The organism is Klebsiella sp. GN_Kp190 (genome assembly GCF_040061795.1).
In the GTDB taxonomy this organism is placed as follows: Bacteria; Pseudomonadota; Gammaproteobacteria; order Enterobacterales; family Enterobacteriaceae; genus Klebsiella; species Klebsiella michiganensis.
The window spans coordinates 1-24,712 of the sequence record NZ_JBEAFN010000071.1; the positions used below are offsets into that span (position 1 = coordinate 1).

21 protein-coding genes and 1 pseudogene are annotated in these 24,712 nt (G+C 59.6%); 17 read left to right on the forward strand and 5 right to left on the reverse strand.

What is annotated here, in order from left to right; genetic code table 11:
• Positions 1–154: 154 nt before the first annotated feature.
• The 3 genes from ABLU67_RS25755 to ABLU67_RS25765 are packed head-to-tail and all read right to left on the reverse strand — an operon-like array spanning position 155 to position 1,870.
• A complete protein-coding gene (locus ABLU67_RS25755) occupies positions 155–358 on the reverse strand; it encodes a YpfN family protein (RefSeq protein ID WP_004123464.1) in 204 nt (67 codons plus the stop codon).
• A 27-nt stretch (positions 359–385) separates the two neighbouring features.
• On the reverse strand, positions 386–1,513 hold the full coding sequence (dapE, locus tag ABLU67_RS25760) for a succinyl-diaminopimelate desuccinylase (protein ID WP_004853076.1): 1,128 nt from the start codon (positions 1,511–1,513) through the stop codon (positions 386–388).
• Positions 1,514–1,516: 3 nt separating this feature from the next.
• Entirely contained in the window at positions 1,517–1,870 is a 354-nt protein-coding gene (locus ABLU67_RS25765; RefSeq protein ID WP_004853073.1) for an ArsC family reductase, read from the reverse strand.
• 386 nt (positions 1,871–2,256) lie between these two features.
• Here ABLU67_RS25765 and ypfM point away from each other — a divergent pair, with 386 nt between their 5' ends.
• A complete protein-coding gene (gene ypfM / locus ABLU67_RS25770; protein WP_100181659.1) occupies positions 2,257–2,316 on the forward strand; it encodes a protein YpfM in 60 nt (19 codons plus the stop codon).
• A 137-nt stretch (positions 2,317–2,453) separates the two neighbouring features.
• On the opposite strand, the gene acrD is transcribed toward ypfM, so the two are convergent.
• Positions 2,454–5,567, reverse strand: a complete 3,114-nt coding sequence (acrD, locus tag ABLU67_RS25775; protein WP_004853071.1) for a multidrug efflux RND transporter permease AcrD — start codon at positions 5,565–5,567, stop codon at positions 2,454–2,456.
• A gap of 381 nt (positions 5,568–5,948) precedes the next feature.
• On the opposite strand from acrD, the gene aegA reads away from it, so the two are divergent.
• The 3 genes and pseudogenes from aegA to ABLU67_RS25790 all read left to right on the forward strand — a co-directional run bounded on the left by aegA (position 5,949) and on the right by ABLU67_RS25790 (position 9,702).
• On the forward strand, positions 5,949–7,913 hold the full coding sequence (gene aegA / locus ABLU67_RS25780) for a formate-dependent uric acid utilization protein AegA (RefSeq protein WP_025106618.1): 1,965 nt from the start codon (positions 5,949–5,951) through the stop codon (positions 7,911–7,913).
• A gap of 58 nt (positions 7,914–7,971) precedes the next feature.
• Positions 7,972–8,569: pseudogene (nudK, locus tag ABLU67_RS25785) on the forward strand (GDP-mannose pyrophosphatase NudK).
• A gap of 65 nt (positions 8,570–8,634) precedes the next feature.
• Positions 8,635–9,702 (forward strand): DUF1176 domain-containing protein, encoded by a 1,068-nt coding sequence (locus ABLU67_RS25790; protein WP_207172340.1) that lies wholly within the window; start codon positions 8,635–8,637, stop codon positions 9,700–9,702.
• Here ABLU67_RS25790 and tkt read toward each other — a convergent pair.
• On the reverse strand, positions 9,671–11,665 hold the full coding sequence (gene tkt, locus ABLU67_RS25795; protein ID WP_122116645.1) for a transketolase: 1,995 nt from the start codon (positions 11,663–11,665) through the stop codon (positions 9,671–9,673). The two genes, ABLU67_RS25790 and tkt, sit on opposite strands and share 32 nt — an antisense overlap.
• A 289-nt stretch (positions 11,666–11,954) precedes the next feature.
• Between tkt and maeB the strand changes: the two genes are divergently transcribed.
• The 13 genes from maeB to eutA all read left to right on the forward strand — a co-directional run bounded on the left by maeB (position 11,955) and on the right by eutA (position 24,707).
• Complete coding sequence (gene maeB, locus ABLU67_RS25800; protein ID WP_004853066.1) at positions 11,955–14,234, forward strand: NADP-dependent oxaloacetate-decarboxylating malate dehydrogenase; 2,280 nt, start codon at positions 11,955–11,957, stop codon at positions 14,232–14,234.
• 159 nt (positions 14,235–14,393) lie between these two features.
• Positions 14,394–14,729 carry an ethanolamine utilization microcompartment protein EutS gene (gene eutS, locus ABLU67_RS25805; RefSeq protein ID WP_004123425.1) on the forward strand — a complete coding sequence of 112 codons (336 nt, stop codon included), beginning with the start codon at positions 14,394–14,396 and terminating at the stop codon, positions 14,727–14,729.
• A gap of 12 nt (positions 14,730–14,741) precedes the next feature.
• A complete protein-coding gene (gene eutP / locus ABLU67_RS25810) occupies positions 14,742–15,221 on the forward strand; it encodes an ethanolamine utilization acetate kinase EutP (protein ID WP_009654912.1) in 480 nt (159 codons plus the stop codon).
• On the forward strand, positions 15,199–15,891 hold the full coding sequence (eutQ, locus tag ABLU67_RS25815; RefSeq protein ID WP_109241387.1) for an ethanolamine utilization acetate kinase EutQ: 693 nt from the start codon (positions 15,199–15,201) through the stop codon (positions 15,889–15,891). The genes eutP and eutQ overlap by 23 nt, the downstream gene beginning before the upstream one ends.
• Complete coding sequence (gene eutT, locus ABLU67_RS25820; protein WP_014839175.1) at positions 15,888–16,691, forward strand: ethanolamine utilization cob(I)yrinic acid a,c-diamide adenosyltransferase EutT; 804 nt, start codon at positions 15,888–15,890, stop codon at positions 16,689–16,691. The genes eutQ and eutT overlap by 4 nt, the downstream gene beginning before the upstream one ends.
• A complete protein-coding gene (gene pta, locus ABLU67_RS25825) occupies positions 16,688–17,704 on the forward strand; it encodes a phosphate acetyltransferase (protein WP_032750862.1) in 1,017 nt (338 codons plus the stop codon). The genes eutT and pta overlap by 4 nt, the downstream gene beginning before the upstream one ends.
• Before the next feature lie 41 nt (positions 17,705–17,745).
• Complete coding sequence (gene eutM, locus ABLU67_RS25830; protein WP_000387720.1) at positions 17,746–18,036, forward strand: ethanolamine utilization microcompartment protein EutM; 291 nt, start codon at positions 17,746–17,748, stop codon at positions 18,034–18,036.
• 114 nt (positions 18,037–18,150) lie between these two features.
• Positions 18,151–18,438: an ethanolamine utilization microcompartment protein EutN gene (eutN, locus tag ABLU67_RS25835; protein WP_275050777.1), complete on the forward strand. Its 288-nt coding sequence runs from the start codon at positions 18,151–18,153 to the stop codon at positions 18,436–18,438.
• An 11-nt stretch (positions 18,439–18,449) separates the two neighbouring features.
• Positions 18,450–19,853 (forward strand): aldehyde dehydrogenase family protein, encoded by a 1,404-nt coding sequence (locus ABLU67_RS25840; protein ID WP_025106624.1) that lies wholly within the window; start codon positions 18,450–18,452, stop codon positions 19,851–19,853.
• 10 nt (positions 19,854–19,863) lie between these two features.
• Positions 19,864–20,703 (forward strand): ethanolamine utilization protein EutJ, encoded by an 840-nt coding sequence (gene eutJ, locus ABLU67_RS25845; protein WP_348852590.1) that lies wholly within the window; start codon positions 19,864–19,866, stop codon positions 20,701–20,703.
• The gene (eutG, locus tag ABLU67_RS25850; RefSeq protein ID WP_348852591.1) at positions 20,693–21,880 is read left to right on the forward strand and encodes an ethanolamine utilization ethanol dehydrogenase EutG; all 1,188 of its coding nucleotides are present in this window, start codon (positions 20,693–20,695) and stop codon (positions 21,878–21,880) included. Before eutJ ends, eutG begins: the two co-directional genes overlap by 11 nt.
• A gap of 194 nt (positions 21,881–22,074) precedes the next feature.
• On the forward strand, positions 22,075–23,307 hold the full coding sequence (gene eutH, locus ABLU67_RS25855) for an ethanolamine utilization protein EutH (RefSeq protein WP_025106627.1): 1,233 nt from the start codon (positions 22,075–22,077) through the stop codon (positions 23,305–23,307).
• Entirely contained in the window at positions 23,304–24,707 is a 1,404-nt protein-coding gene (gene eutA, locus ABLU67_RS25860) for an ethanolamine ammonia-lyase reactivating factor EutA (RefSeq protein ID WP_102803362.1), read from the forward strand. The genes eutH and eutA overlap by 4 nt, the downstream gene beginning before the upstream one ends.
• The last annotated feature ends 5 nt before the right edge of the window (positions 24,708–24,712 follow it).

Here is a 24,712-nt window from a genome sequence, read left to right on the forward strand (position 1 = left end):
CCCGTAGCCCGGGCAAGGCGCGTTAAGCGCCGCCCCCGGGAAAAGAGCGCAGAGTAGGATATTTTCCCGGAGGCGATGCTGCGCATCAGTCCGGGCTACTTGACCCGCGTCGAACTCGCCGGGCGATTGCTTTATGGCAATCCGCAGTAAGATGTTACTTCTTCTTCGACGGGTCGTTCTTCGGCCAGTCGTCATCGTCGTCCCACTTGTCGTTGAAGTCGCGATGCGGGGGCAGATCCGGTTTATTGTTGAGAAATTTTTTGTGGTCAACGCGGGTCAGATCTTTAATCACGTTGATCATCACGCCCACCAAAAATACCAACACCAGAACCCACCAGTATTTCGTTAGCCAATCCATGCGCTTACCTCTTCTCTATTGATGCCGTCAGGCGACCAGCTGTTCCATGATGCGTTGGTACATCCGCGCCAGCAGCTGGAGGTCGGCGGCATTCACACACTCGTTTATTTTATGAATGGTGGCGTTCACCGGCCCCAGTTCAACCACCTGCGCGCCCATACGCGCGATAAAGCGCCCGTCGGAGGTGCCGCCGTTGGTCAGCAGCTGCGGTTTTATTTCATTATAGTGCTCAATGGCGTTAACCACCGCATCAACCAGCTTACCGCGGCTGGTCAGGAACGGCTGGCCTGAGAGCCACCAGTCGACGCTGTAGCGCAGCGCGTACTTCTCCAGCAGCGCCACGACGCGCGCTTTAATCATTTCGTCGGTCAGCTCGGTGCTAAAGCGGAAGTTGAACTGGACGAACATATCGCCGGGAATTACGTTGTTGCTGCCGGTGCCGGACTGCACGTTAGCGATTTGCATACTGGTCGGCGGAAAGAACTCGTTGCCCTTATCCCATTCGATATTCACCAGCTCCGCCAGCATCGGCGCGGCGCGGTGCACCGGGTTATCGGCGAGATGCGGGTAGGCCACGTGCCCCTGTACGCCGTGAATGGTCAGGTTGCAGGTCAGAGAGCCGCGACGGCCGTTTTTCACTACATCGCCGACGACTTCGGTGCTGGACGGTTCGCCGACCAGGCAATAATCCAGGCGCTCGTTGCGCGCCATCAGCGCTTCAACAACCTTAACGGTGCCGTTTTTGGCGCTGGCTTCTTCATCAGAAGTGATCAGGAAGGCCAGACGACCTTTATGATTTGGATACTGAGCGACAAAACGTTCGGCGGCGACGACCATTGCCGCGAGCGAGCCTTTCATATCCGCGGCGCCGCGGCCAAACAGCATGCCGTCGCGAATGGTGGGTTCAAAGGGGGGGTTAATCCAGCGATCGGCGTCCCCCGACGGGACGACATCGGTATGGCCGGCAAACGCCAGCGTTTCCCCGCGCCCGCGCCAGGCCCAGAAGTTTTGGGTATCCCCGAAATCCATCGGTTCAACGGTAAAGCCAATCGCACGCAGGCGTTCAATCATTAACGCCTGGCATCCCGCATCATCGGGGCTGAGGGAAGGGCGGCGAATAAGCTGCTGAGCCAGCTCAATGACCGGGCAAGACATAGACTACACCTCGTTAAACTGCTGATAACTTGATTCACTGAAACCCAGCAGCATAGGCTGACCGGGCGCGCAGAGCAATGGGCGTTTAATGATTGCCGGCATTTCCAGCATCAGTTTTGCCGCAGCGTCGGCGTTATTGATACCGGCGCGGACCGTTTCATCCAGCTTGCGCCACGTCGTCCCCCGGGTGTTAAGCAGGGCTTCCCAGCCGAGTTCAGCGATAAAGGTATCTAATAAAGTGCGATCCAGACCATCGACACGATAATCATGAAAGCGATATTCTATCTGCTGCGTCTCCAGCCAGCGGCGAGCCTTTTTTATGGTGTCGCAGTTTTTTATCCCGTACATGGTAAGCATGATTAAACCTTTTCCGTTGAATTAAACGATTGGCTAAGAATGTTCCGAATATATAAGCCCTGAATAAATAATACGTGAAATGCTTTAATAAATATCGTTTTTTCCCGTCGGGATATATTCATTGTTACATTTTGGCTGTTTTTTGAACGCCCCCTAACGGCGTTTCCTGGCCTCGAGGCGGATTCCGGTGATTCAGGCTGATGAACAAATGTTGCTAAATGTTGCTGTTGGTCACATTAAAATGCGCAAAATCGGCTCATAGTACTTACGAATGAAAGAGAACGTTCCGCAGGGGGTAATGAAAGTTATCAGTACGATAGCGCAAACAGGCTTTTAACCATCAATGAATTTGCATAAAATCACCCATAATAATAAGAGAGGCTATTATGATTGAACACGAACTGGGGAACTGGAAAGACTTTATCGAAGGCATGCTTCGTAAATAGTTTTCCGCAATAAAAGCATGGCGATTTCACAGGCAGAATAATAATGCAGTTGAAGCGACCACATGAAAAAGGCGACCTGTCCGGTCGCCTTTTCTGTTATTTGGCCCTGGCGAAAATATCGTCAGGGCGCGTCCCGATTATTGCGGCCGTTCCTTGAGCGGGAAGCGGCGGCGTACCAGCACAAAGAACAGCGGCACGAAGAAGATAGCCAGCACCGTGGCGGAAATCATCCCGCCCATCACCCCGGTGCCGACGGCATGCTGGCTGCCGGAGCCCGCCCCGGTGCTGGTGGCCATCGGCAGTACGCCGAAGATAAACGCCAGTGAGGTCATCAGGATCGGCCGCAGACGCTGGCGGCAGGCGGAGAGCGTGGCGGTAAGCAGATCTTCGCCTTTCTGATTCAGCTCATTGGCAAATTCGACAATAAGAATGGCGTTCTTCGCCGACAGGCCGATAACCGTCAGCAGGCCCACCTGGAAATAGACATCGTTTTCCAGTCCGCGCATCCAGGTCGCCAGCAGCGCGCCGATAACCCCCAGCGGCACCACCAGCATCACCGAGAACGGCACCGACCAGCTTTCATACAGCGCCGCCAGGCACAGGAACACCACCAGCAGCGAAATGGCGTACAGCGCCGGCGCCTGCGCCCCGGAGAGCCGCTCCTGATAAGACATCGCCGTCCATTCGAGACCAAAGCCGTTCGGCAACTGCTGGGCCAGCTCTTCCATAATCGTCATGGCGGTACCGGTACTGACGCCCGGCGCGGCTTCACCGACGATCTCTACCGCCGAGTAGCCGTTGTAGCGCTCCAGACGCGGCGAGCCGGTCTCCCAGCGCGAGGTCGCGAAGGCGGAGAAGGGCACCATCGTACCGCTGCTGTTGCGCACGTACCACAGGTTGATATCGTCCGGCAGCATGCGATACGGCGCGGCCGCCTGAACGTAGACCTTCTTCACGCGGCCGCGATCCATAAAGTCGTTGACGTAGCTTGACCCCCACGCGGTCTGCAGGGTGTCGTTGATATCGTCGATAGAGACGCCCAGCGCCTGCGCTTTACGCTGATCGATGTCCACCTGAAGCTGCGGACTATCGTCGAGGCCGTTGTGGCGGACGCGGGTGAGCTGGTTATTTTTGCCGGCTAGCTCCAGCAGGGTATCGCGGGCGGCCATCAGCGCTTCGTGTCCGTTGCCCGCGTGATCCTCCAGCTCCATATCGAAACCGGCGGAGCTGCCCAGACCGCTGATGGCCGGCGGACTGCTGGCAAAGACGCGCGCTTCTTTAATTTTGTTAAACGCTTTGGTTGCGCGTTCGATGATGGCAAAAGATGAACCGGTTGTGGGATCGCGTTCGTCCCAGTCCTTCAGGCGTACGAACATACGCGCCACGTTCTGGCCGTTGCCGCCGGGGCCGGAGCCGATGGTCGCGAACACCGATTCAACGTTTTGCTTCTCATTGTTCAGGAAGTAGTCTTCCGCCTGCTGCACCACCTTCAGGGTTTGCTGTTGGGTTGAGCCGCTCGGCAACTGCACCGAAGTGGTAAACATGCCGCGGTCTTCCAGCGGCAGGAATGACGTGGGCAGATGCAGAAACAGAAAGACCATCCCGCCCAGCAGCAGGACGTAGATCATTATCCAGCGCAGCGAACGATGAAGAATTTTGCCGACCGCGGTTTCGTAGCGGCTGGCGTTACGGTTAAACGTGCGGTTAAACCAGCCAAAAAAGCCCCGCTGCCCGTGGGTTTCGCCTTTATGAACGGGTTTAAGCAATGTGGCGCACAGCGCCGGGGTGAGGATCATCGCCACCAGCACCGACAGTACCATCGCCGAGACGATGGTAATCGAGAATTGGCGGTAGATCGCGCCGGTGGTGCCGCCGAAGAAGGCCATCGGCACAAATACCGCCGATAGCACCATGGCGATACCGACCAGCGCGCCCTGAATCTGCCCCATTGATTTTCGCGTCGCTTCACGCGGCGAGAGGCCCTCCTCGCTCATAATACGCTCGACGTTCTCTACCACCACGATGGCATCGTCCACCAGCAGGCCTATCGCCAACACCACCGCGAACATGGTTAAGGTGTTGATGCTGTAGCCGCAGGCGTAAAGGACGGCAAAGGTTCCCATCAGCACCACCGGAACGGCGATGGTCGGGATCAGCGTGGCGCGGAAGTTCTGCAGGAACAGATACATCACGAGAAAGACCAGCGCGATGGCTTCAAGCAGCGTTTTCACGACGTCGGTAATCGACGCCTTAACGAATGAGGTGGTTTCGTAAGCGACTTTATATTCCAGGCCGTGCGGGAAATATTGCGACAGCTCGTTCAGACGGCTGATGACGCGTTCAGCGGTCGCCATTTCGTTTGCGCCAGAGGCCAGCTTAACCCCCAGCCCGGACGCCGCCTGGCGGTTGTAGCGGCTGAGGTAATCGTATTTTTCCGCCCCCATCTCGACGGTGGCGACGTCGCCAAGGGTGACTTCCGAACCGTCCTGATTAACCCGCAGGGTAATATCACGGAACTGTTCCGGCGTTTGTAACAGCGATTGTGAATTAATCGTCGCGTTGAGCGCCTGTTTATCCACCGACGGCGTGCCGCCCAACTGGCCGACGGCGATCTGCGCGTTCTGCGAAGAGATGGCATCAGTGACGTCTTTCGCCGTCATCTGAAAGCTGTTGAGTTTGGCCGGATCGAGCCAGATGCGCATCGAATACTGCGAACCATAGGCGTCAATATCTCCGACGCCGTTGACCCGGCTGAGCGGGTCCTGAATATTACTGGCGACGTAGTCGGCGATATCCTGTTTATCCATACTGCCGTCGGTAGAGACGAAGGCGATCGTCAGGATATTGGTATCCCCGGTTTTACGCACCGTTACGCCCTGGTTTTGGACGGCCTGCGGCAGTTTGCGCATCGCCGACTGTAGCTGGTTCTGCACCTGCTGGACCGCTTCATCCGGATCGGTCCCGGCGGTAAAGCTCAGCGTCACGGTGGCCTGGCCGGTGCCGCTGCTCTGGGATGACATATACATCAGGTTATCGAGGCCGGTCATATTTTGCTCGATAACCTGGGTGACCGTATTTTCCAGCGTCTGTGCCGAAGCGCCCGGATAGTTCGCTGTGATCCGTACGTTAGGCGGGGCAAGGTCGGGATATTGCTCAACGGGAAGCGACAAAATTGCGAGCGTACCGGTCAGGCATAAAAGTATTGCCAGTACCCACGCAAAAATGGGGCGATCGATAAAAAAATTCGCCATCAGAATTAGGACCTCATTTTGCACATTTTTTTGTTATTGCACAGCCTGTGACACTCTAGCGGCAAGCCCTCAGGCAATCGTGGAGAAAATAAGGAGATAGTGTAATTTATCGTGTGCCTTTTATGGCAGCGTAAAGAACTCTCTTTCTTCCTCTATCTGCTCCTTCCTTTCGGCGCGCCGCCGCGGTGGCGCATACGTAGCGCATTATTACTTAGCTAAATAAAACGTGATTTCATTTAAGTCAAAAAAATTGATCCACCTCGGGTTATTACCAAAAAATCGGCAACCTGTGCAAATGCACATTGTTCCGGCACCGTTTTGTCGGGTAATAGATAAGCATGCGAATTGAGGGGTTATTCACCACGAAGACTGAAGGATGTCATGAACCACTTTATTTTAAGCGATAGTCATAAGTGCATTGGATGCAAGGCTTGTGAAGTTGCCTGCGTCATGGCGCACAACGATGAGCAGCATGTTTTGACCCCGCAGCGTTTTTTGCCGCGCATTACGGTTATCAAAAACGAGCAAAAACGTAACGCCGTAACCTGCCACCATTGTGAAGGGGCGCCGTGCGCCCGCAGTTGTCCCAATGGCGCCATCAGCCAGCTTAACGACAGCGTCCAGGTTAATCAGGAGAAATGCATCGGCTGTAAATCCTGTATGGTTGCCTGCCCGTTTGGCGTGATGCAAATCGTCCTGACGCCGGTACAGGAGGAGAGGGTCAAAGCGACGGCGCATAAATGCGATTTGTGCAGCGGTCGCGAAGAGGGGCCCGCCTGCGTACAAAACTGCCCGGCCGAAGCGCTGGTGCTGGCAACGGACAGCACGCTGGTGAATCTGGCGAAACAGCGGCGTCAGCGCGCGGCGCGTCTTGGCCACCCCGGCGCGGCGATGGCGCCTTGCTCCGCGGGCAAAGTCGCGCAGATGGCCGCGACGCCGCCGCGCGGCGAGCCCGACAAGCTATCCGCCGAGGCGCGTAAGGCCAATTTTAGCGAAATCTATCTGCCGTTCAGCGCCGGGCAGGCCAACCGCGAGGCGGAGCGCTGCCTGACGTGCGGCGAGCACAGCATTTGTGAATGGACCTGTCCGCTGCATAACCATATTCCGCAGTGGATTGAACGCGTGAAAGAGGGGGATATTTCCGCCGCCGTGGAGCTTTCTCACCAGACCAACTGCCTGCCGGAAATTACCGGCCGCGTCTGCCCGCAGGATCGCCTGTGCGAAGGGGCCTGCACGCTGCGCGATGAGCACGGTTCGGTGACTATCGGCAACATTGAACGCTATATCTCCGACCAGGCGCTGGCCAACGGCTGGCGGCCGGATCTTTCTCAGGTCGTTGAAAGCGGCAAGCGGGTGGCGATTATCGGCGCGGGTCCTGCCGGGCTCGCCTGCGCCGACCGTCTGGTGCGTAACGGCGTGAGTCCGGTGGTCTTTGACCGTCACCCGGAAATTGGCGGTCTGCTGACCTTTGGTATTCCTGCCTTTAAGCTGGATAAATCTCTGCTTGCCCGGCGGCGGGAAATCTTTACCCAGATGGGCGTGCGCTTTGAGCTGAACTGCGAGATAGGCAAAGATATCCCGCTGACGACGCTGCTTGATGACTATGACGCGGTATTTATTGGCGCCGGAACCTATCGCTCGATGAAAGCGGATCTGCCGAATGAAGACGCGCCCGGCGTATATGACGCGCTGCCGTTCCTGATAGCCAACACCAAACAGGTGATGGGGCTGCTTGAGCTGCCGGAAGAGCCTTACGTCAACACCGAAGGGCTGAACGTCGTGGTGCTCGGCGGCGGCGATACGGCGATGGACTGCGTGCGTACCGCGCTGCGCCACGGCGCGAAGCAGGTTACCTGCGCCTATCGTCGCGATGAAGCCAATATGCCTGGTTCGAAGAAAGAGGTGAAAAACGCGCGCGAAGAGGGGGCGCAGTTTGAATTTAACGTCCAGCCGGTCACCCTGGAGCTGAACGAAAAGGGACACGTCAACGGCGTACGCTTTCTGCGTACCCGGCTGGGCGCGCCGGACGCTCAGGGGCGCCGCAGCCCGTCGCCAATCCCCGGAAGCGAGTTTGTCATGCCCGCCGACGCGGTGATCATGGCTTTTGGTTTCCATCCGCACGGTATGCCGTGGCTGGAATCGGTGGGCGTTAAGCTCGACAGCCGGGGTCGAATCAAGGCCAATGTGGAAAGCCGCTACCGCTACCAGACCACCCATCGCAAAGTGTTTGCCGGCGGCGATGCGGTGCGTGGCGCCGATCTGGTGGTGACCGCCATGGCGGAAGGCCGCCACGCGGCGCAGGGGATAATGGACTTCCTCGAGGTTAAATCGATTCCGCTTCACTGACGACAAAGCGGGCTTCACAGCGTAGTATGGAATCGTCATTTCACGCTGTGGGGCTCGTATGTCACTCAATATCAACATTATCAAAGATAAAATCCTCTCCGAAAACTGGTTCCTTTTGCGCAACATGACCTATGAACTGACGCGCAGCGACGGCAGCGTGGTTCGCCATAGACGCGAAGTCTACGATCGCGGCAACGGCGCGACCATCTTGCTGTATAACCGCCATAAGCAGACCGTCGTGCTGGTTCGCCAGTTCCGCATCGCGACCTGGATAAACGGCAACGAAGACGGGATGCTGATTGAAACTTGCGCCGGGCTGTTGGACAGCGATGAGCCGGAGGAGTGCGTGCGCAAAGAAGCCATTGAAGAGACCGGTTTCGAAGTGGGTGAAGTGCGCAAACTGTTTGAACTGTTTATGTCGCCCGGCGGCGTCACCGAGCTTATCTATTTCTTTATTGCCGAATATAACGATACTCAGCGGGCCAACGATGGCGGCGGCGTTGATGATGAAGATATTGAGGTGCTGGAGCTCCCTTATCATCGGGCGCTGGAGATGATGGCGAACGGGGAGATCCGCGATGGCAAAGCGGTGATCCTGCTGCAATATTTGCAAACCTCCGGGCTGATGAACGGGGATCTCTGATAAATCCGATTGAGTAAAACCTCGCCGCTGGTGAACATAGCCGCTGTGTATGGCGTTTTCTCCGGGGTTGTGCCGCTCATGTTGCATCGGGTTATTTTGTTTCTGCTTTTCGGTTTAGTGCCGACGTCGCTGGTGCGGGCGGCGCCGGCACAACAGCTCTTCAATGACTGGCAGGTAACCTGCAACAATCAGAACTTCTGCGTGGCCCGCAACGTCGGGCTGCATCACGGCCTGGTCATGACCCTCACCCGCAGCGCCGGGGCGGCTACCAGCGCCAGCCTGCGCATTGAACTCGGCGGCGTGGGCAATCCGGTCGCGGCGCTGGCGCCGATTGCGCCGCGCCTTCGCCTCGATGGTAAACCCCTGTCTCTGGGCGATAAACATTGGCAGATCGCCGACAAACTGCTTGAAACCGACGATAGCGTCACCATTGATGCCTTTCTGCAGCAGGTGCAGGCAGCAAAGGCGATAACCCTCGAAAATGGCCTGCAGGCCATCTCTTTACAGGGGCTGAAAGCCGCCCTGCTGTTTATCGATAGCCGGCAGAAGCGCGTGGGGAACGAAACCGCGTGGGTAGGGAAGGGGGAAGAGCCGCCGCTCAGCGTTCCGCCCGCCCCGGCGCTGCGCTCGGTGGCGAGAATCGACGTGGCGGAGTCCCCCCTCAGCCGCGATGAACTTAACGATCTCATGGATTATGGCAACGAGCGCATGAACAGCAGCGCCTGTTCGCTGGATCCGTTTCGCCGCGAGGTGCGGGTTGCCGCGCTGACCGACGATAGGGTGCTGCTGATGACCAGCTGCGAAGCGGGCGCCTACAACACCATTTGGCTGGCCTGGCTGGTGTCGCGCCAGCGGCCGTATATTGCTCATCCGGTACGGCTCACTCTGCCTTTCCAGCCCCCCGGCGACGGGCCGCGCGATGTCGAACTGGTAAACGCCCGCTACGACGATCGACGCCAGGAACTGGTGACGCTGGATAAAGGGCGCGCGCCCGGCGACTGCGGGACGCAAACGCGCTGGCGCTATGACGGCCAGCGGTTTAGCCTGGTACGCTACGCGCGGCAGCCGCAGTGCGATAACTGGCAGGGGCCAGACGCCTGGCCCACGCTCTGGGTTACCCGTTCAGTACCTCGTCCCCCACGGTAACGATATGCTCAACGGTAAAGCCGAAGTAAGGGAAGAGCTTATCCGCGGGGGCCGATTCACCGTAGCCGGTCATGCCGACGATTTTGCCTTTTAGCCCCACATACTTATACCAGTAGTCGGCGATGCCGGCCTCAACCGCGACGCGGGCGCTGACGTCCGACGGCAGGACCGATTCCCGGTAGGCTTCCTCCTGGGCATCAAACACGTCGGTCGATGGCAGGGAGACCACGCGCACGTTCACCCCTTTGGCCAGCAGCTTCTCCGCCGCCAGCACGGTGATCTCGACTTCCGAACCGGTAGCTATCAGGATCAGGTCCGGCTTGCCGCCAGCGTCCTTCAGCACGTAGCCGCCGCGGGCGATATTCTGTACCTGCTCCGGCGTGCGCGCCATTTGCGCCAGATTTTGCCTTGAGAGGATCAGCGCCGTCGGCCCGCTGTGACGTTCGACCGCCAGCTTCCACGCCACCGCGGCCTCCACCTGATCGCACGGTCGCCAGGTGCTGAAGTTTGGCGTCAGGCGCAGGCTGGCCAGCTGTTCTACCGCCTGGTGCGTCGGACCATCTTCGCCGAGACCGATGGAGTCGTGGGTATAGACCATGATTTGCCGCGCTTTCATCAGCGCCGCCATACGCGCCGCGTTGCGGGCATATTCGACGAACATCAGGAAGGTGGCGGTATAGGGGACAAACCCGCCGTGATGCGCGATGCCGTTGGCGATGGCCGTCATCCCGAACTCGCGTACGCCGTAGTGGATATAGTTACCCGCCGGATCCTCTTTCAGCGAAGTCGACCCTTTCCAGATGGTCAGGTTGCTGGGCGCGAGGTCAGCGGAGCCGCCCAGCAGTTCCGGCAGATGCGGGCCGTAGGCATCGAGGGCATTTTGCGAAGCTTTGCGGGTGGCGATTTTCGCCGGGTTAGCCTGCAGATCGGCAATATACTTCCGCGTCGTTTCATTCCACGACTCAGGCAGTCCGCCGCTCATGCGCCGCGTAAACTCCGCCGCCAGCTGCGGATGGGCCTGCTGATAGGCGGCAAACTTCTCCTGCCAGCTTTTCTGCGCCTTTTGTCCCTTTTCACGCGCGTCCCAGGCCCGGTAGATCTCTTTCGGGATCTCAAACGCCGGGTGATGCCAGCCCAGCTGCTGGCGCGCCAGCGCCACTTCCTGTTCTCCCAGCGCCGCGCCGTGGGCCTCTTCTTTCCCGGCTTTATTCGGTGAACCAAAGCCTATCACCGTACGGCAGATAATCAGCGAGGGTTTGTCCTTCACGCTCTGGGCTTCCAGAATCGCTTTCTTCACGGCTTCGGGGTCGTGGCCGTCAATTTCATGCACCACATGCCAGTGATAGGCCTCAAAGCGTTTTGCCGTGTCATCGGTAAACCAGCCTTTGGTTTCGCCATCAATGGAAATGCCGTTGTGGTCGTAGAAGCCGATCAGCTTGCCCAGTCCTAACGTCCCCGCCAGAGAGCACACTTCGTGAGAAATCCCCTCCATCAGGCAGCCATCGCCCATAAACACGTAGGTGAAGTGATCGACGATCTCATGGTCTGGCTGATTAAACTGGGCCGCCAGCGTGCGCTCGGCGATAGCCAGGCCCACGGCATTCGCCAGTCCTTGCCCCAGCGGACCGGTGGTGGTTTCCACTCCCGGCGTATAGCCAATCTCCGGGTGGCCCGGGGTTTTTGAATGCAGCTGACGGAAGTTTTTTATCTCTTCGATGGGCAGGTCATAGCCCGTCAGATGCAGCAGGCTGTAAAGCAGCATCGACGCGTGGCCGTTGGAGAGAATAAAGCGGTCGCGATCGTACCATTGCGGGTTTTCAGGATTGTGCTTGAGGAAATCGTTCCATAGCACCTCGGCGATATCGGCCATACCCATTGGCGCGCCGGGGTGGCCGGAGTTGGCTTTCTGGACTGCATCCATACTCAGGGCGCGGATGGCGTTGGCTAGTTCTCTACGGGACATAATGTGCTCCTGAAACAATAGGTTACATGAGTTTTTATTGGTTTAGGATAGAGAGGGTGATGAGTTGCATAACTAAAAAGCATAGCAGACGGGGCTATCATTGCTTCTGAAACTAAGTTACATAAACAATATAAATCGATAACAAATATAACTTTGTTATGGCGAGAGTTTGGCGGTGTTCAAAGTTTACGAAGCCGTCAGGCGAGATACTAGGTGGCCCTTTAGGGTGAACACCAGGTACGCGATAACGTTTCACCCCCTACGATCGATACGTGAAAGGAACGATAAAATGGATGAGCAGTTAAAACAAAGCGCCCTTGATTTCCACGAATTCCCGGTCCCCGGAAAAATCCAGGTCTCCCCGACCAAACCGCTGGCTACCCAACGCGATCTGGCCCTGGCCTACTCGCCGGGTGTCGCCGCGCCCTGCCTGGAAATCGAGAAGGATCCGCTGGCAGCCTATAAATATACCGCGCGCGGCAACCTTGTGGCGGTGGTCTCCAACGGCACGGCCGTTCTGGGGCTGGGCAATATCGGCGCGCTGGCCGGTAAGCCGGTGATGGAAGGCAAAGGCGTTCTGTTTAAAAAATTCGCTGGTATCGATGTGTTCGATATTGAAGTCGATGAACTGGACCCGGACAAATTTATCAACGTCGTCGCGGCGCTGGAGCCGACCTTCGGCGGTATCAACCTTGAAGATATTAAAGCGCCGGAGTGCTTCTACATCGAGCAAAAGCTGCGCGAGCGCATGAATATTCCGGTTTTCCATGACGATCAGCACGGGACGGCGATTATCAGTACCGCGGCGATTCTTAACGGTCTGCGGGTGGTGGAGAAAAACATCTCCGACGTGCGGATGGTGGTCTCCGGCGCGGGCGCGGCGGCGATTGCCTGTATGAACCTGCTGGTGGCGCTGGGGATGCAGAAACACAACATCGTGGTCTGCGACTCGAAAGGCGTTATCTATAAGGGCCGCGAGCCGAATATGGCGGAGACGAAAGCGGCCTATGCGGTCGAAGACAGCGGCAAACGCACGCTGGATGACGTGATTGACGGGGCGGACATTTTCCTCGGCTGCTCGGGCCCGAAAGTGCTGACTCAGGAGATGGTGAAGAAAATGGCCCGCGCGCCGATGATTCTGGCGCTGGCTAACCCGGAGCCGGAGATTCTGCCGCCGCTGGCGAAAGAGGTGCGCTCCGACGCCATTATCTGTACCGGCCGCTCCGACTATCCGAACCAGGTGAACAACGTGCTGTGCTTCCCGTTCATCTTCCGCGGCGCGCTGGACGTCGGCGCAACGGCGATTAACGAAGAGATGAAGCTGGCGGCGGTGCACGCGATTGCCGAGCTGGCGCACGCTGAACAGAGCGAAGTGGTGGCCTCCGCCTACGGCGATCAGGATCTGAGCTTCGGCGCGGAATATATCATTCCGAAGCCGTTCGACCCGCGGCTGATCGTCAAGATTGCTCCGGCAGTGGCGAAAGCGGCGATGGACTCCGGCGTCGCGACCCGCCCGATCGCCGATTTTGATGCGTACATCGAGAAGCTCAGCGAGTTCGTCTACAAAACGAACCTGTTTATGAAGCCGATTTTCTCGCAGGCGCGCAAAGAGCCGAAGCGGGTGGTACTGGCGGAAGGCGAAGATACCCGCGTACTGCACGCGACTCAGGAGCTGGTCTCCCTTGGGCTGGCGAAACCGATTCTGATCGGTCGTCCCGGCGTCATTGAGATGCGCATCCAGAAGCTGGGACTGCAGATCAAAGCCGGGGTTGATTTTGAGATCGTCAATAACGAATCCGATCCGCGCTTCAAAGAGTACTGGAATGAATATTACACCCTGATGAAGCGCCGCGGGATCACCCAGGAGCAGGCGCAGCGGGCGGTGATCAGCAACACTACGGTCATTGGCGCGATCATGGTGCAGCGCGGCGAAGCCGATGCGATGATCTGCGGCACCATCGGTGACTATCACGAGCACTACAGCGTCATTCAGCCGCTGTTTGGCTACCGCGAAGGGGTTCATGCGGCCGGGGCGATGAACGCGCTGCTGCTGCCGAGCGGCAACACCTTTATCGCCGACACCTACGTCAACCACGATCCCTCGCCGGAGCAAATTGCCGAGATCACCCTGATGGCGGCAGAAACCGTTCGTCGATTCGGGATTGAACCGCGGGTGGCGCTGCTGTCGCACTCGAACTTTGGTTCCTCGGACTGCCCGTCCGCCAGCAAAATGCGCCAGGCGCTGGAGCTGGTGAAGGCGCAGGCGCCGGAGTTGATGATCGATGGCGAAATGCACGGCGATGCCGCGCTGGTGGAAAGCATTCGTAATGAGCGGATGCCGGACAGCCCGCTGAAAGGTTCGGCCAATATTCTGGTGATGCCGAATATGGAAGCGGCGCGTATTAGTTACAACTTACTTCGCGTCTCCAGCTCTGAAGGCGTCACCGTCGGACCGGTGCTGATGGGCGTCGCGAAGCCGGTGCATATCCTGACGCCAATTGCTTCGGTACGGCGTATCGTGAATATGGTCGCGCTGGCGGTTGTTGAAGCGCAAACTCAGCCGCTGTAATTTTCATTTAATTATTTCAGGCGCGGGAATTCTCCCGCGCTTTTTTATTTCTGTTTATAAGTGATCTATCTCACCTTTCAAATCAACTTGCCGAATTTTGTTATTTACTCCAGCGGAAACTTGTCACGATAAGCGCAAGTTTTAGCGGAGCGGTGAGCCATGGATAAAGAACGCATCATTCAGGAATTTGTACCCGGCAAGCAGGTGACGCTGGCGCATCTGATTGCGCACCCTGGGGCAGAACTGGCGAAAAAGATCGGCGTTCCCGAATCCGGCGCTATCGGCATTATGACCTTAACCCCTGGAGAAACAGCCATGATCGCCGGTGATTTAGCGATGAAGGCCGCCGATGTGCATATCGGTTTTCTCGACCGGTTTAGCGGCGCGCTGGTGATTTACGGCTCGGTCGGCGCGGTAGAAGAGGCGCTGCTGCAGACGGTGAGCGGGCTTGGCCGATTATTAAATTACACCCTCTGCGAGTTAACCAAAAGCTAATTAGAGGCGGCAATGAAACGTATTGCATTTGTCGGTACGGTGGGCGCGGGAAAAACAACGCTATTTAATGCGTTGCAGGGAAATTATTCCCTCGCGAGAAAAACGCAGGCCGTGGAATTTAACGAGAAAGGCGATATTGACACCCCGGGGGAATATTTCAGCCATCCGCGCTGGTACCACGCATTAATTACCACGCTGCAGGATGTCGATACGCTGATTTATGTCCACGCGGCAAATGATACCGAAAGTCGCTTACCCGCCGGGCTACTGGATATTGGCGCGAATAAACGACATATCGCCGCGATCAGCAAAACGGATATGCCGGACGCCGACGTCGCCGCGGTGCGGCAACTGCTGTACGGGATGGGGTTTCAGGAGCCGATTTTCGAACTCAACGCTCACGACCCGCAAAGCGTAGAGCATCTGGTGAATTACCTGAGTGAGCTCAGCCAAAAGGAGGAAGGGGCAGGTGAAGAAACTTATCACAGCTAACGATATTCGTGCGGTCCACGCGCGAGGCGAAGAGGAAATATCGGTTGTGCTGCGCGCCAGCATCATCACCCCGGAAGCCCGCGAAGTTGCGGAGCTGCTGGGCGTCGCCATCCAGGAGTGCGATGAATCCGCGCCAGAGCCGGCAGTCCCGGCGGCAGAGGAAAAAACCGAAAGCCAGCGCATTCGCGAAACCATTATCGCGCAGCTGCCGGAAGGGCAGTTTACCGAAAGCCTGGTGGCGCAGCTGATGGAAAAAGTGATGAAGGAGAAGCAGTCGCTGGGGATGGACGCGATGCAGCCCAGCTTTAAGGCGGTCACCGGTAAAGGCGGCGTAAAGGTCATTGACGGCAGCAGCGTGAAATTCGGCCGCTTCGACGGCGCCGAACCGCACCGCGTCGGCTTAACGGATTTGGTCACCGAGCAGGACGGCAGCAGCATGGCCGCCGGGTTTATGCAGTGGGAAAACGCCTTCTTCCCCTGGACGCTGAACTATGACGAGGTCGACATGGTGCTGGAGGGCGAACTCCACGTGCGCCATGAAGGCGAAACCATGGTGGCCAAAGCCGGGGACGTGATGTTTATCCCGAAAGGTTCGAGCATTGAATTCGGCACGCCGTCGACCGTGCGCTTCCTGTACGTCGCCTGGCCTGCGAACTGGCAATCGCTATGAAAGATTTTATTACCGAAGCCTGGCTCAGAGCGAACCATACGCTCAGCGAAGGAGCAGAAATTCATCTGCCCGCCGACGCCCGTCTGACGCCTTCGGCCCGGGAGCTGCTGGAAAGCCGCCGTCTGCGCATTAAGTTTCTCGACGAGCAGGGCAGCCTGTTTGTCGATGACGACGCGCAGCAGCCGCAGCCGGTACACGGTTTAACCAGCAGCGGTACGCATCCGCAGGCCTGCTGCGAACTGTGCCGCCAGCCGGTAGACAAAAAACCGGACACCCTGACCCATCTGACGGCGGAAAAAATGGTCGCCAAAAGCGATCCGCGGCTGGGCTTTCGCGCCGCCCTCGACGCCACCATCGCCCTGGCGGTATGGCTGCAAATCGAACTGGCGGAGCCCTGGCAGCCCTGGCTGGCGGATATCCGCTCGCGCCTGGGCAATATTATGCGCGCCGACGCCGTGGGTGAACCGCTGGCGGCGCAGTCTATCGTCGGGCTGAACGAGGATGAACTGCATCGCCTTTCCCACCAGCCGCTGCGCTATCTCGACCACGATCATCTGGTGCCGGAAGCCGGCCACGGCCGCGATGCCGCGCTGCTCAATCTGCTGCGCAGCAAAATACGCGAAACGGAAACGGTCGCCGCGCAGGTCTTTATTACCCGCAGTTTTGAGGTCTTACGTCCGGACATTCTGCAGGCGCTCAACCGCCTCTCCAGCACCGTCTACGTGATGATGATTTTAAGCGTGGCGAAACATCCGCTAACCGTCAGTCAGATCCAACAGCGTCTGGGAGGGGAGCAATGATTATTCAACGCGCCCGTCAACTGGCTTTGCGTTCGCCCGCCCGGGTGGTGTTTGCGGACGCGCTGGATATCCGCGTCCTCAAAGCGGCGCACTACCTCCAGCAGCAGGGGCTGGCAAAGCCGATTTTGATCGCCAGCCCTTTTGCCCTGCGCCAGTTCGCCCTCAGCCACCGCCTGCCGATGGACGGTATGCAGATCGTCGACCCGCACAGCAACCGGCAAATGCGTGAAGCGTTTGCCCGGCGCTGGCTTGCCCGCGCCGGAGAAAAAACGCCGCCGGACGCGGAGGAAAAACTCAACGACCCGCTGATGTTCGCCGCCGCCATGGTCAGCGCCGGGAAGGCCGACGTGTGTATTGCCGGCAATCTCTCCTCGACGGCGAACGTGCTGCGCGCCGGATTACGCATTATTGGCCTTCAGCCTGGCTGCAAAACGCTGTCGTCGATCTTTCTGATGCTGCCGCAGTACGTCGGACCGGCGCTGGGATTTGCCGACTGCAGCGTGGTGCCGCAGCCGACGGCGGCGCAGCTGGCGGATATCGCCATTGCCAGCGCGGAGACATGGCAGGCCATTACCGGCGAGGAGCCGCGGGTGGCGATGCTGTCGTTTTCCAGCAGCGGCAGCGCCCGTCATCCCAACGTCGCCAACGTACAGCAGGCCACAGAGATCGTGCGTCAGCGCGCTCCGCAGCTGATGGTGGATGGCGAACTGCAGTTTGACGCCGCCTTCGTGCCGGAGGTCGCCGCGCAAAAAGCGCCCGCCAGTCCGCTGCAGGGGCGGGCCAACGTGATGGTTTTTCCGTCGCTGGAAGCCGGCAACATCGGCTACAAAATCGCCCAGCGCCTGGGCGGCTATCGTGCGGTCGGGCCGCTGATTCAGGGGCTGGCCGCACCGCTCCACGACCTCTCCCGAGGCTGTAGCGTGCAGGAAATTATCGAACTGGCGTTAGTGGCAGCCGTGCCGCGCCGGAGTGACGTAAGCGGCGAGTGCCGCTTACCCACGCAGGTTGAATGAACGGTCCCGTTCTGGACCCCCTTAAGTAAGAGGAAAACACAATGGAAGCATTAGGAATGATTGAAACCCGGGGCCTGGTTGCGCTGATTGAGGCCTCTGATGCGATGGTGAAAGCCGCGCGCGTGAAGCTGGTTGGCGTGAAGCAGATTGGCGGCGGTCTGGTGACCGCGATGGTGCGCGGCGACGTGGCGGCCTGCAAAGCCGCTACCGATGCCGGCGCCGCTGCGGCGCAGCGCATCGGCGAGCTGGTCTCGGTGCACGTGATTCCGCGTCCGCACGGCGATCTGGAGGAGGTGTTCCCCATCAGTTTTAAAGGCGACAGCAACATCTGATGGTCGGGCCGGATAAGACGCGCCAGCGTTGCCCTCCGGCATTAACGCGCGCCATTGCCTGATGGCGCTGCGCTTATCCGGCCCACGACTTACCACGCAATTCAGGGAGGCGGTATGAAACTGGCAGTCGTCACGGGACAGATTGTCTGCACCGTCCGCCATCAGGGGCTGGCGCACGACAAGCTGCTAATGGTGGAGATGATTGATGCCGCGGGCAAGCCCGACGGGCAGTGCGCCGTCGCCATCGACAGCATCGGCGCGGGGCCCGGCGAATGGGTGCTGCTGGTGAGCGGAAGCTCGGCGCGACAGGCACACAGCAGCGAGGCGTCTCCTGTGGATTTGTGCGTCATCGGTATCGTCGATGAAGCGGTGGCCGGCGGTCAGGTGATTTTCCATAAATAGGACTGAACATCATGAATCAACAGGATATTGAACAGGTGGTGAAAGCGGTACTGCTGAAAATGACGGCCAGCAGCCAGCCGGACGACGCCGTTCATGAGATGGGCGTCTTTGCCTCCCTGGATGACGCCGTCGCGGCGGCAAAGGTGGCCCAGCAGGGGCTGAAAAGCGTGGCGATGCGCCAGCTGGCGATTCACGCCATCCGTGAGGCGGGCGAAAAACACGCCAGAGAATTAGCGGAGCTTGCCGTCAGCGAAACCGGCATGGGTCGCGTTGAAGATAAATTTGCCAAAAACGTGGCCCAGGCGCGCGGCACGCCGGGCGTGGAGTGCCTCTCTCCGCAGGTGCTCACCGGCGATAACGGCCTGACGCTGATTGAAAACGCGCCCTGGGGCGTGGTGGCCTCGGTCACCCCCTCCACCAACCCGGCGGCGACGGTAATTAATAACGCCATCAGCCTGATTGCCGCGGGCAATAGCGTGGTGTTCGCCCCGCATCCGGCGGCGAAAAGGGTTTCCCAGCGGGCGATTATGCTGCTCAACCAGGCGGTGATTGCCGCGGGCGGTCCGGCCAATCTGCTGGTCACCGTGGCGAACCCGGACATCGAAACGGCCCAGCGGCTGTTTAAGTACCCCGGTATTGGCCTGCTGGTGGTCACCGGCGGTGAAGCGGTGGTGGAGTCCGCGCGCAAGCATACCAATAAACGTCTGATTGCCGCCGGCGCCGGTAACCCGCCGGTAGTGGTCGACGAAACGGCCGACCTGGCGCGCGCCGCACAGTCCATCGTCAAAGGCGCCTCGTTTGATAACAACATCATCTGCGCCGACGAAAAGGTGCTGATTGTGGTCGATAGCGTCGCCGACGAGCTGATGCGCCTGATGGAAGGCCAGCAGGCGGTGAAGCTCAGCGCGGCCCAGGCCGAGCAGCTTCAGCCGGTGCTGCTGAAGAATATCGATGAGCGCGGCAAAGGTACGGTCAGCCGTGACTGGGTGGGACGTGACGCGAGCAAGATTGCCGCCGCCATCGGCCTGAACGTGCCGCCGCAGACGCGCCTGCTGTTCGTGGAAACCCCGGCCAGCCATCCATTTGCCGTGACGGAACTGATGATGCCGGTGCTCCCTGTCGTACGGGTGGCCAGCGTCGATGACGCTATCGCGCTGGCGGTGCAGCTGGAGGGCGGCTGCCACCACACGGCGGCGATGCACTCGCGCAATATCGACAACATGAATCAGATGGCGAACGCCATTGATACCAGCATTTTCGTTAAAAACGGGCCGTGCATCGCCGGGCTCGGGCTGGGCGGAGAGGGCTGGACCACCATGACCATCACCACGCCAACCGGGGAGGGGGTGACCAGTGCGCGCACCTTCGTTCGCCTGCGGCGCTGCGTGCTGGTGGATGCCTTCCGAATTGTATAAGGGATGACTCATGGCACACGACGAACAACGTTGGCTCACCCCCAGACTGCAAAAAGCGGCCGCCCTGTGTAATCAGACGCCTGCCGCCAGTGAATCACCGCTGTGGCTGGGCGTGGATTTAGGCACCTGCGACGTGGTGTCGATGGTTGTCGACAGCGAAGGGCAGCCGGTGGCGGTGTGTCTGGACTGGGCTGACGTAGTGCGTGACGGCATCGTCTGGGATTTCTTCGGCGCCGTCACCATCGTGCGCCGCCATCTCGATATGCTCGAACAGCAGCTTGGCTGTCGCTTCAGCCACGCGGCGACCTCGTTTCCGCCGGGCACCGACCCGCGTATTTCGATCAACGTACTCGAATCTGCCGGGCTGGAAGTTAGCCACGTGCTGGATGAACCGACCGCGGTGGCGGATCTGCTACAGCTCGACAACGCGGGCGTGGTGGATATCGGCGGCGGCACCACCGGGATCGCTATCGTCAAAAGGGGCGAGGTGACGTACTCCGCCGATGAAGCGACCGGCGGTCACCATATCTCCCTGACCCTTGCCGGTAACCGCCGCATGCCGCTGGAAGAGGCGGAGCAGTACAAGCGCAGCAACGTCCAGGAGATCTGGCCGGTGGTGAAGCCGGTATACGAAAAGATGGCCGAGATTGTTGCTCACCATATCGAAGGCCAGGGCATTGCTGATTTATGGCTGGCGGGCGGCTCCTGTATGCAGCCGGGCGTGGACGCGCTGTTTCGCAAGCGCTTCCCGGAATTACGGGTGCATTTACCGCAGCACAGCCTGTTTATGACCCCGCTGGCGATAGCCAGCAGCGGGAGAGAGAAAGCGGAGGGAATCTATGCAAGCTGAACTGCAGACGGCGCTCTTTCAGGCATTCGATACCCTGAATCTGCAGCGGGTGAAAACCTTCAGCGTGCCGCCGGTGACGCTGTGCGGCCTCGGCGCGCTGGGCGCCTGCGGTCAGGAAGCGCAAGCGCGAGGCGTAAGCCATCTGCTGGTGATGGTCGACAGTTTCCTGCATCAGGCGGGAATGACCGCCGGGCTTGCGCGCAGCCTGGCGATGAAGGGGGTGGCGATGACCGTCTGGCCCTGTCCGCCGGGAGAGCCGTGCATTACCGACGTCTGCGCGGCGGTGGCGCAGCTGCGCGAATCGAAGTGCGACGGCGTGGTGGCCTTTGGCGGCGGTTCGGTGCTTGACGCGGCGAAAGCGGTCGCGCTGTTGGTCACCAACCCGGAGCAGACGCTCAGCGCGATGACGGAAAGCAGCGTACTGCGCCCGCGTCTGCCGCTCATTGCGGTGCCTACCACCGCCGGAACCGGCTCGGAAACCACCAACGTGACGGTGATTATCGATGCGGTCAGCGGGCGCAAGCAGGTGCTGGCCCACGCCTCGCTCATGCCGGACGTGGCGATTCTCGACGCCGCCCTGACCGAAGGCGTTCCGCCGCCGGTGACGGCGATGACCGGGATTGACGCGCTGACTCACGCCGTTGAGGCGTACAGCGCGCTCAACGCGACGCCCTTTACCGATAGCCTGGCGCTTGGCGCGATAGCGATGATCGGCCAGGCGCTGCCGAAGGCCGTGGGCTACGGCCACGACCTCGCCGCCCGCGAAAGCATGCTGCTGGCTTCCTGTATGGCGGGAATGGCCTTTTCCAGCGCGGGTCTTGGCTTGTGTCATGCGATGGCGCATCAGCCCGGCGCGGCGCTGCATATTCCACACGGGCAGGCCAACGCCATGCTGCTGCCGACGGTAATGCAGTTTAACCGCATGGTATGCCGCGAGCGTTTCAGCCAGATCGGCCGGGCGCTGACCGCTAAAAAAACCGACGACCACGAGGCAATCGCCGCCGTAGAGGCGCTGATCGCCGAAGTCGGCCTGAGCAAACGACTCTCTGACGCCGGGGCGAAGCCCGAACATTTCAGCGCATGGGCGCAGGCGGCGCAGGAGGACATTTGTCTGCGCACCAATCCACGCACCGCCACCCGGGAGCAGATTATCGATCTGTACGCGGCGGCGCGCTGATGCGGCCATTTTCCCGGAGGCGTGTGGCTGTCCCGGCTCGCGCTGCGCTTAGCCGGACTACAGGATCGCAGCCGTCTGCTATTCCGTAGCCCGGGTAAGGCGTTCACGCCGCGACCCGGGAAAGCCCCCGGAGCGTGGTTAATGCCCCGGCGTTCACAGTATCTACAAATCATAAATGACAGGGAGTAAAGGCTATGGGAATTAACGAAATCATCATGTACATCATGATGTTCTTTATGCTGATTGCCGCCGTGGACAGGATCCTGTCGCAGTTTGGCGGCTCGGCGCGCTTTCTCGGCAAGTTTGGCAAAAGCATCGAAGGATCCGGCGGCCAGTTCGAAGAGGGGTTTATGGCGATGGGCGCGCTGGGCCTGGCGATGGTCGGGATGACCGCGCTGGCGCCGGTACTGGCGCACCTGCTCGGGCCGGTGATAATTCCGCTGTATGAAATGCTCGGCGCCAACCCGTCGATGTTCGCCGGAACGCTGCTGGCCTGCGATATGGGCGGCTTCTTCCTCGCTAAAGAGCTGGCGGGCGGCGACGTGGCGGCGTGGCTCTATTCCGGCCTGATCCTCGGGGCGATGATGGGGCCGACGCTGGTGTTCTCCATTCCGGTCGCGCTCGGCATCATCGAGCCCTCCGACCGCCGCTACCTGGCGCTGGGCGTGCTGGCCGGGATCGTCACGATTCCAATCGGCTGCATCGCCGGCGGCCTGGTGGCCATGTACTCCGGCGTAGAGATTAACGGACAGCCGGTGGAGTTCACCTTCGCGCTGATCCTGATGAATATGATCCCGGTGCTTATCGTCGCGGTGCTGGTGGCGCTGGGGCTGAAGTTTATTCCGGAAAAAATGATCAACGGCTTCCAGATCTTCGCCAAATTTCTGGTGGCGCTGATCACCATCGGCCTGGCCGCGGCGGTCATCAAGTTCCTGCTCGGCTGGGATCTGATCCCGGGGCTCGACCCGATCTTTATGGCTCCCGGCGACCAGCCCGGCGAGGTGATGCGCGCTATCGAAGTTATTGGTTCGATCTCCTGCGTGCTGCTCGGCGCTTATCCGATGGTGCTGCTGCTGACCCGCTGGTTTGAAAAGCCGCTGATGCGCGTCGGTAATCTGCTGAAAATCAACAATATGGCTGCCGGCGGGATGGTGGCGACGCTGGCCAACAACATCCCGATGTTCGGCATGATGAAGCAGATGGATACCCGCGGCAAAGTCATCAACTGCGCGTTCTCCGTCTCCGCCGCTTTCGCGCTGGGGGACCACTTAGGCTTCGCCGCCGCCAACATGAACGCCATGATCTTCCCGATGATCGTCGGCAAGCTGATCGGCGGCGTCACCGCCATTGGCGTAGCGATGCTGCTGGTGCCGAAAGATGAAAGCGCGCCGGCGGCGGCGAAAACCGAAGCGGAGGCGCAATCGTGAAAACTCGCCAGCTGCTGAGCGTCGGTATCGATATTGGCACCACCACCACTCAGGTGATCTTCTCCCGCCTTGAGCTGGTTAACCGTGCGGCGGTGTCGCAGGTGCCGCGCTACGAATTCATCAAACGCGAAATTAGCTGGCAAAGCCCGGTCTTCTTTACCCCGGTTGATAAGCAGGGCGGTCTGAAGGAGACCGAACTCAAGGCGCTGATTCTGGCGCAGTATCAGGCCGCCGGAGTTGCCCCCGAATCGGTGGACTCCGGGGCGATCATTATTACCGGCGAAAGCGCGAAAACCCGCAACGCAAGGGCGGCGGTGATGGCGCTCTCGCAGTCGCTCGGCGATTTTGTGGTGGCCAGCGCCGGGCCGCATCTGGAATCGGTGATTGCCGGTCACGGCGCCGGGGCGCAAACCCTTTCTGAACAGCGGATGTGCCGGGTGCTGAACATTGATATCGGCGGTGGTACTTCAAACTACGCGCTGTTTGAAGCGGGAAAAATCAGCGCCACCGCCTGCCTGAACGTTGGCGGGCGCCTGCTGGAGACCGACGGCCAGGGGCGGGTGGTTTATGCCCATCAGCCGGGACAAATGATCGTCGATGAGGTTTTTGGCGCAGGCGCCGATGCGCGCGCGTTGAGTGCTTCGCAGTTAGCGCAGGTAGCGCGGCGGATGGCGGAGCTGATCGTCGAAGTTATCGACGGCACGCTCTCTCCGCTGGCGCAACGGCTGATGCAAACCGGCCTGCTGCCCGCAGGCGCGGTACCCGAGGTGATAACCCTTTCCGGCGGAGTGGGCGAGTGCTACCGCAACCAGCCCGCGGATCCGTTCTGTTTTTCTGATATTGGGCCACTGTTGGCCACGGCGCTGCATGAGCATCCGCGGCTGCGGGAGATGAACGTGCAGTTCCCGGCGCAAACCGTACGCGCCACGGTGATTGGCGCCGGCGCGCACACGCTCTCGCTTTCCGGCAGCACCATCTGGCTGGAGGGGGTTCAGCTCCCGCTGCGCAATCTGCCGGTGGCGATCCCGCTTGATGAAGCCGATCTGCTGAGCGCCTGGCAGCAGGCGCTGATGCAGCTCGATCTGGATCCGGGATCGGATGCTTACGTGCTGGCGCTTCCTGCTTCGTTGCCGGTGCGCTACGCCGCCCTGCTGGTGGTGATTGACGCGCTGCTGGCTTTTGTCGCGCGCTTTCCCAACCCGCATCCCCTGCTGGTGGTGGCCGAGCAGGACTTTGGCAAAGCGCTGGGCATGCTGCTGCGCCCGCAGCTGCAACAACTCCCGCTGGCGGTCATCGATGAGGTGAGCGTACGGGCGGGGGACTATATCGACATTGGTACGCCTCTTTTTGGCGGATCGGTTGTGCCGGTGACGGTGAAATCACTCGCATTTCCTTCCTGAGGGAA

What these genes read in the sequence shown, in the direction of transcription:
- ABLU67_RS25755 (WP_004123464.1), bottom strand. Translation starts at nt 358, where the DNA reads ATGGATTGGCTAACGAAATACTGGTGGGTTCTGGTGTTGGTATTTTTG.
- dapE (WP_004853076.1), bottom strand. Translation starts at nt 1,513, where the DNA reads ATGTCTTGCCCGGTCATTGAGCTGGCTCAGCAGCTTATTCGCCGCCCT.
- ABLU67_RS25765 (WP_004853073.1), bottom strand. Translation starts at nt 1,870, where the DNA reads ATGCTTACCATGTACGGGATAAAAAACTGCGACACCATAAAAAAGGCT.
- acrD (WP_004853071.1), bottom strand. Translation starts at nt 5,567, where the DNA reads ATGGCGAATTTTTTTATCGATCGCCCCATTTTTGCGTGGGTACTGGCA.
- aegA (WP_025106618.1), top strand. Translation starts at nt 5,949, where the DNA reads ATGAACCACTTTATTTTAAGCGATAGTCATAAGTGCATTGGATGCAAG.
- ABLU67_RS25790 (WP_207172340.1), top strand. Translation starts at nt 8,635, where the DNA reads ATGTTGCATCGGGTTATTTTGTTTCTGCTTTTCGGTTTAGTGCCGACG.
- tkt (WP_122116645.1), bottom strand. Translation starts at nt 11,665, where the DNA reads ATGTCCCGTAGAGAACTAGCCAACGCCATCCGCGCCCTGAGTATGGAT.
- maeB (WP_004853066.1), top strand. Translation starts at nt 11,955, where the DNA reads ATGGATGAGCAGTTAAAACAAAGCGCCCTTGATTTCCACGAATTCCCG.
- eutS (WP_004123425.1), top strand. Translation starts at nt 14,394, where the DNA reads ATGGATAAAGAACGCATCATTCAGGAATTTGTACCCGGCAAGCAGGTG.
- eutP (WP_009654912.1), top strand. Translation starts at nt 14,742, where the DNA reads ATGAAACGTATTGCATTTGTCGGTACGGTGGGCGCGGGAAAAACAACG.
- eutT (WP_014839175.1), top strand. Translation starts at nt 15,888, where the DNA reads ATGAAAGATTTTATTACCGAAGCCTGGCTCAGAGCGAACCATACGCTC.
- pta (WP_032750862.1), top strand. Translation starts at nt 16,688, where the DNA reads ATGATTATTCAACGCGCCCGTCAACTGGCTTTGCGTTCGCCCGCCCGG.
- eutM (WP_000387720.1), top strand. Translation starts at nt 17,746, where the DNA reads ATGGAAGCATTAGGAATGATTGAAACCCGGGGCCTGGTTGCGCTGATT.
- eutN (WP_275050777.1), top strand. Translation starts at nt 18,151, where the DNA reads ATGAAACTGGCAGTCGTCACGGGACAGATTGTCTGCACCGTCCGCCAT.
- ABLU67_RS25840 (WP_025106624.1), top strand. Translation starts at nt 18,450, where the DNA reads ATGAATCAACAGGATATTGAACAGGTGGTGAAAGCGGTACTGCTGAAA.
- eutJ (WP_348852590.1), top strand. Translation starts at nt 19,864, where the DNA reads ATGGCACACGACGAACAACGTTGGCTCACCCCCAGACTGCAAAAAGCG.
- eutG (WP_348852591.1), top strand. Translation starts at nt 20,693, where the DNA reads ATGCAAGCTGAACTGCAGACGGCGCTCTTTCAGGCATTCGATACCCTG.
- eutH (WP_025106627.1), top strand. Translation starts at nt 22,075, where the DNA reads ATGGGAATTAACGAAATCATCATGTACATCATGATGTTCTTTATGCTG.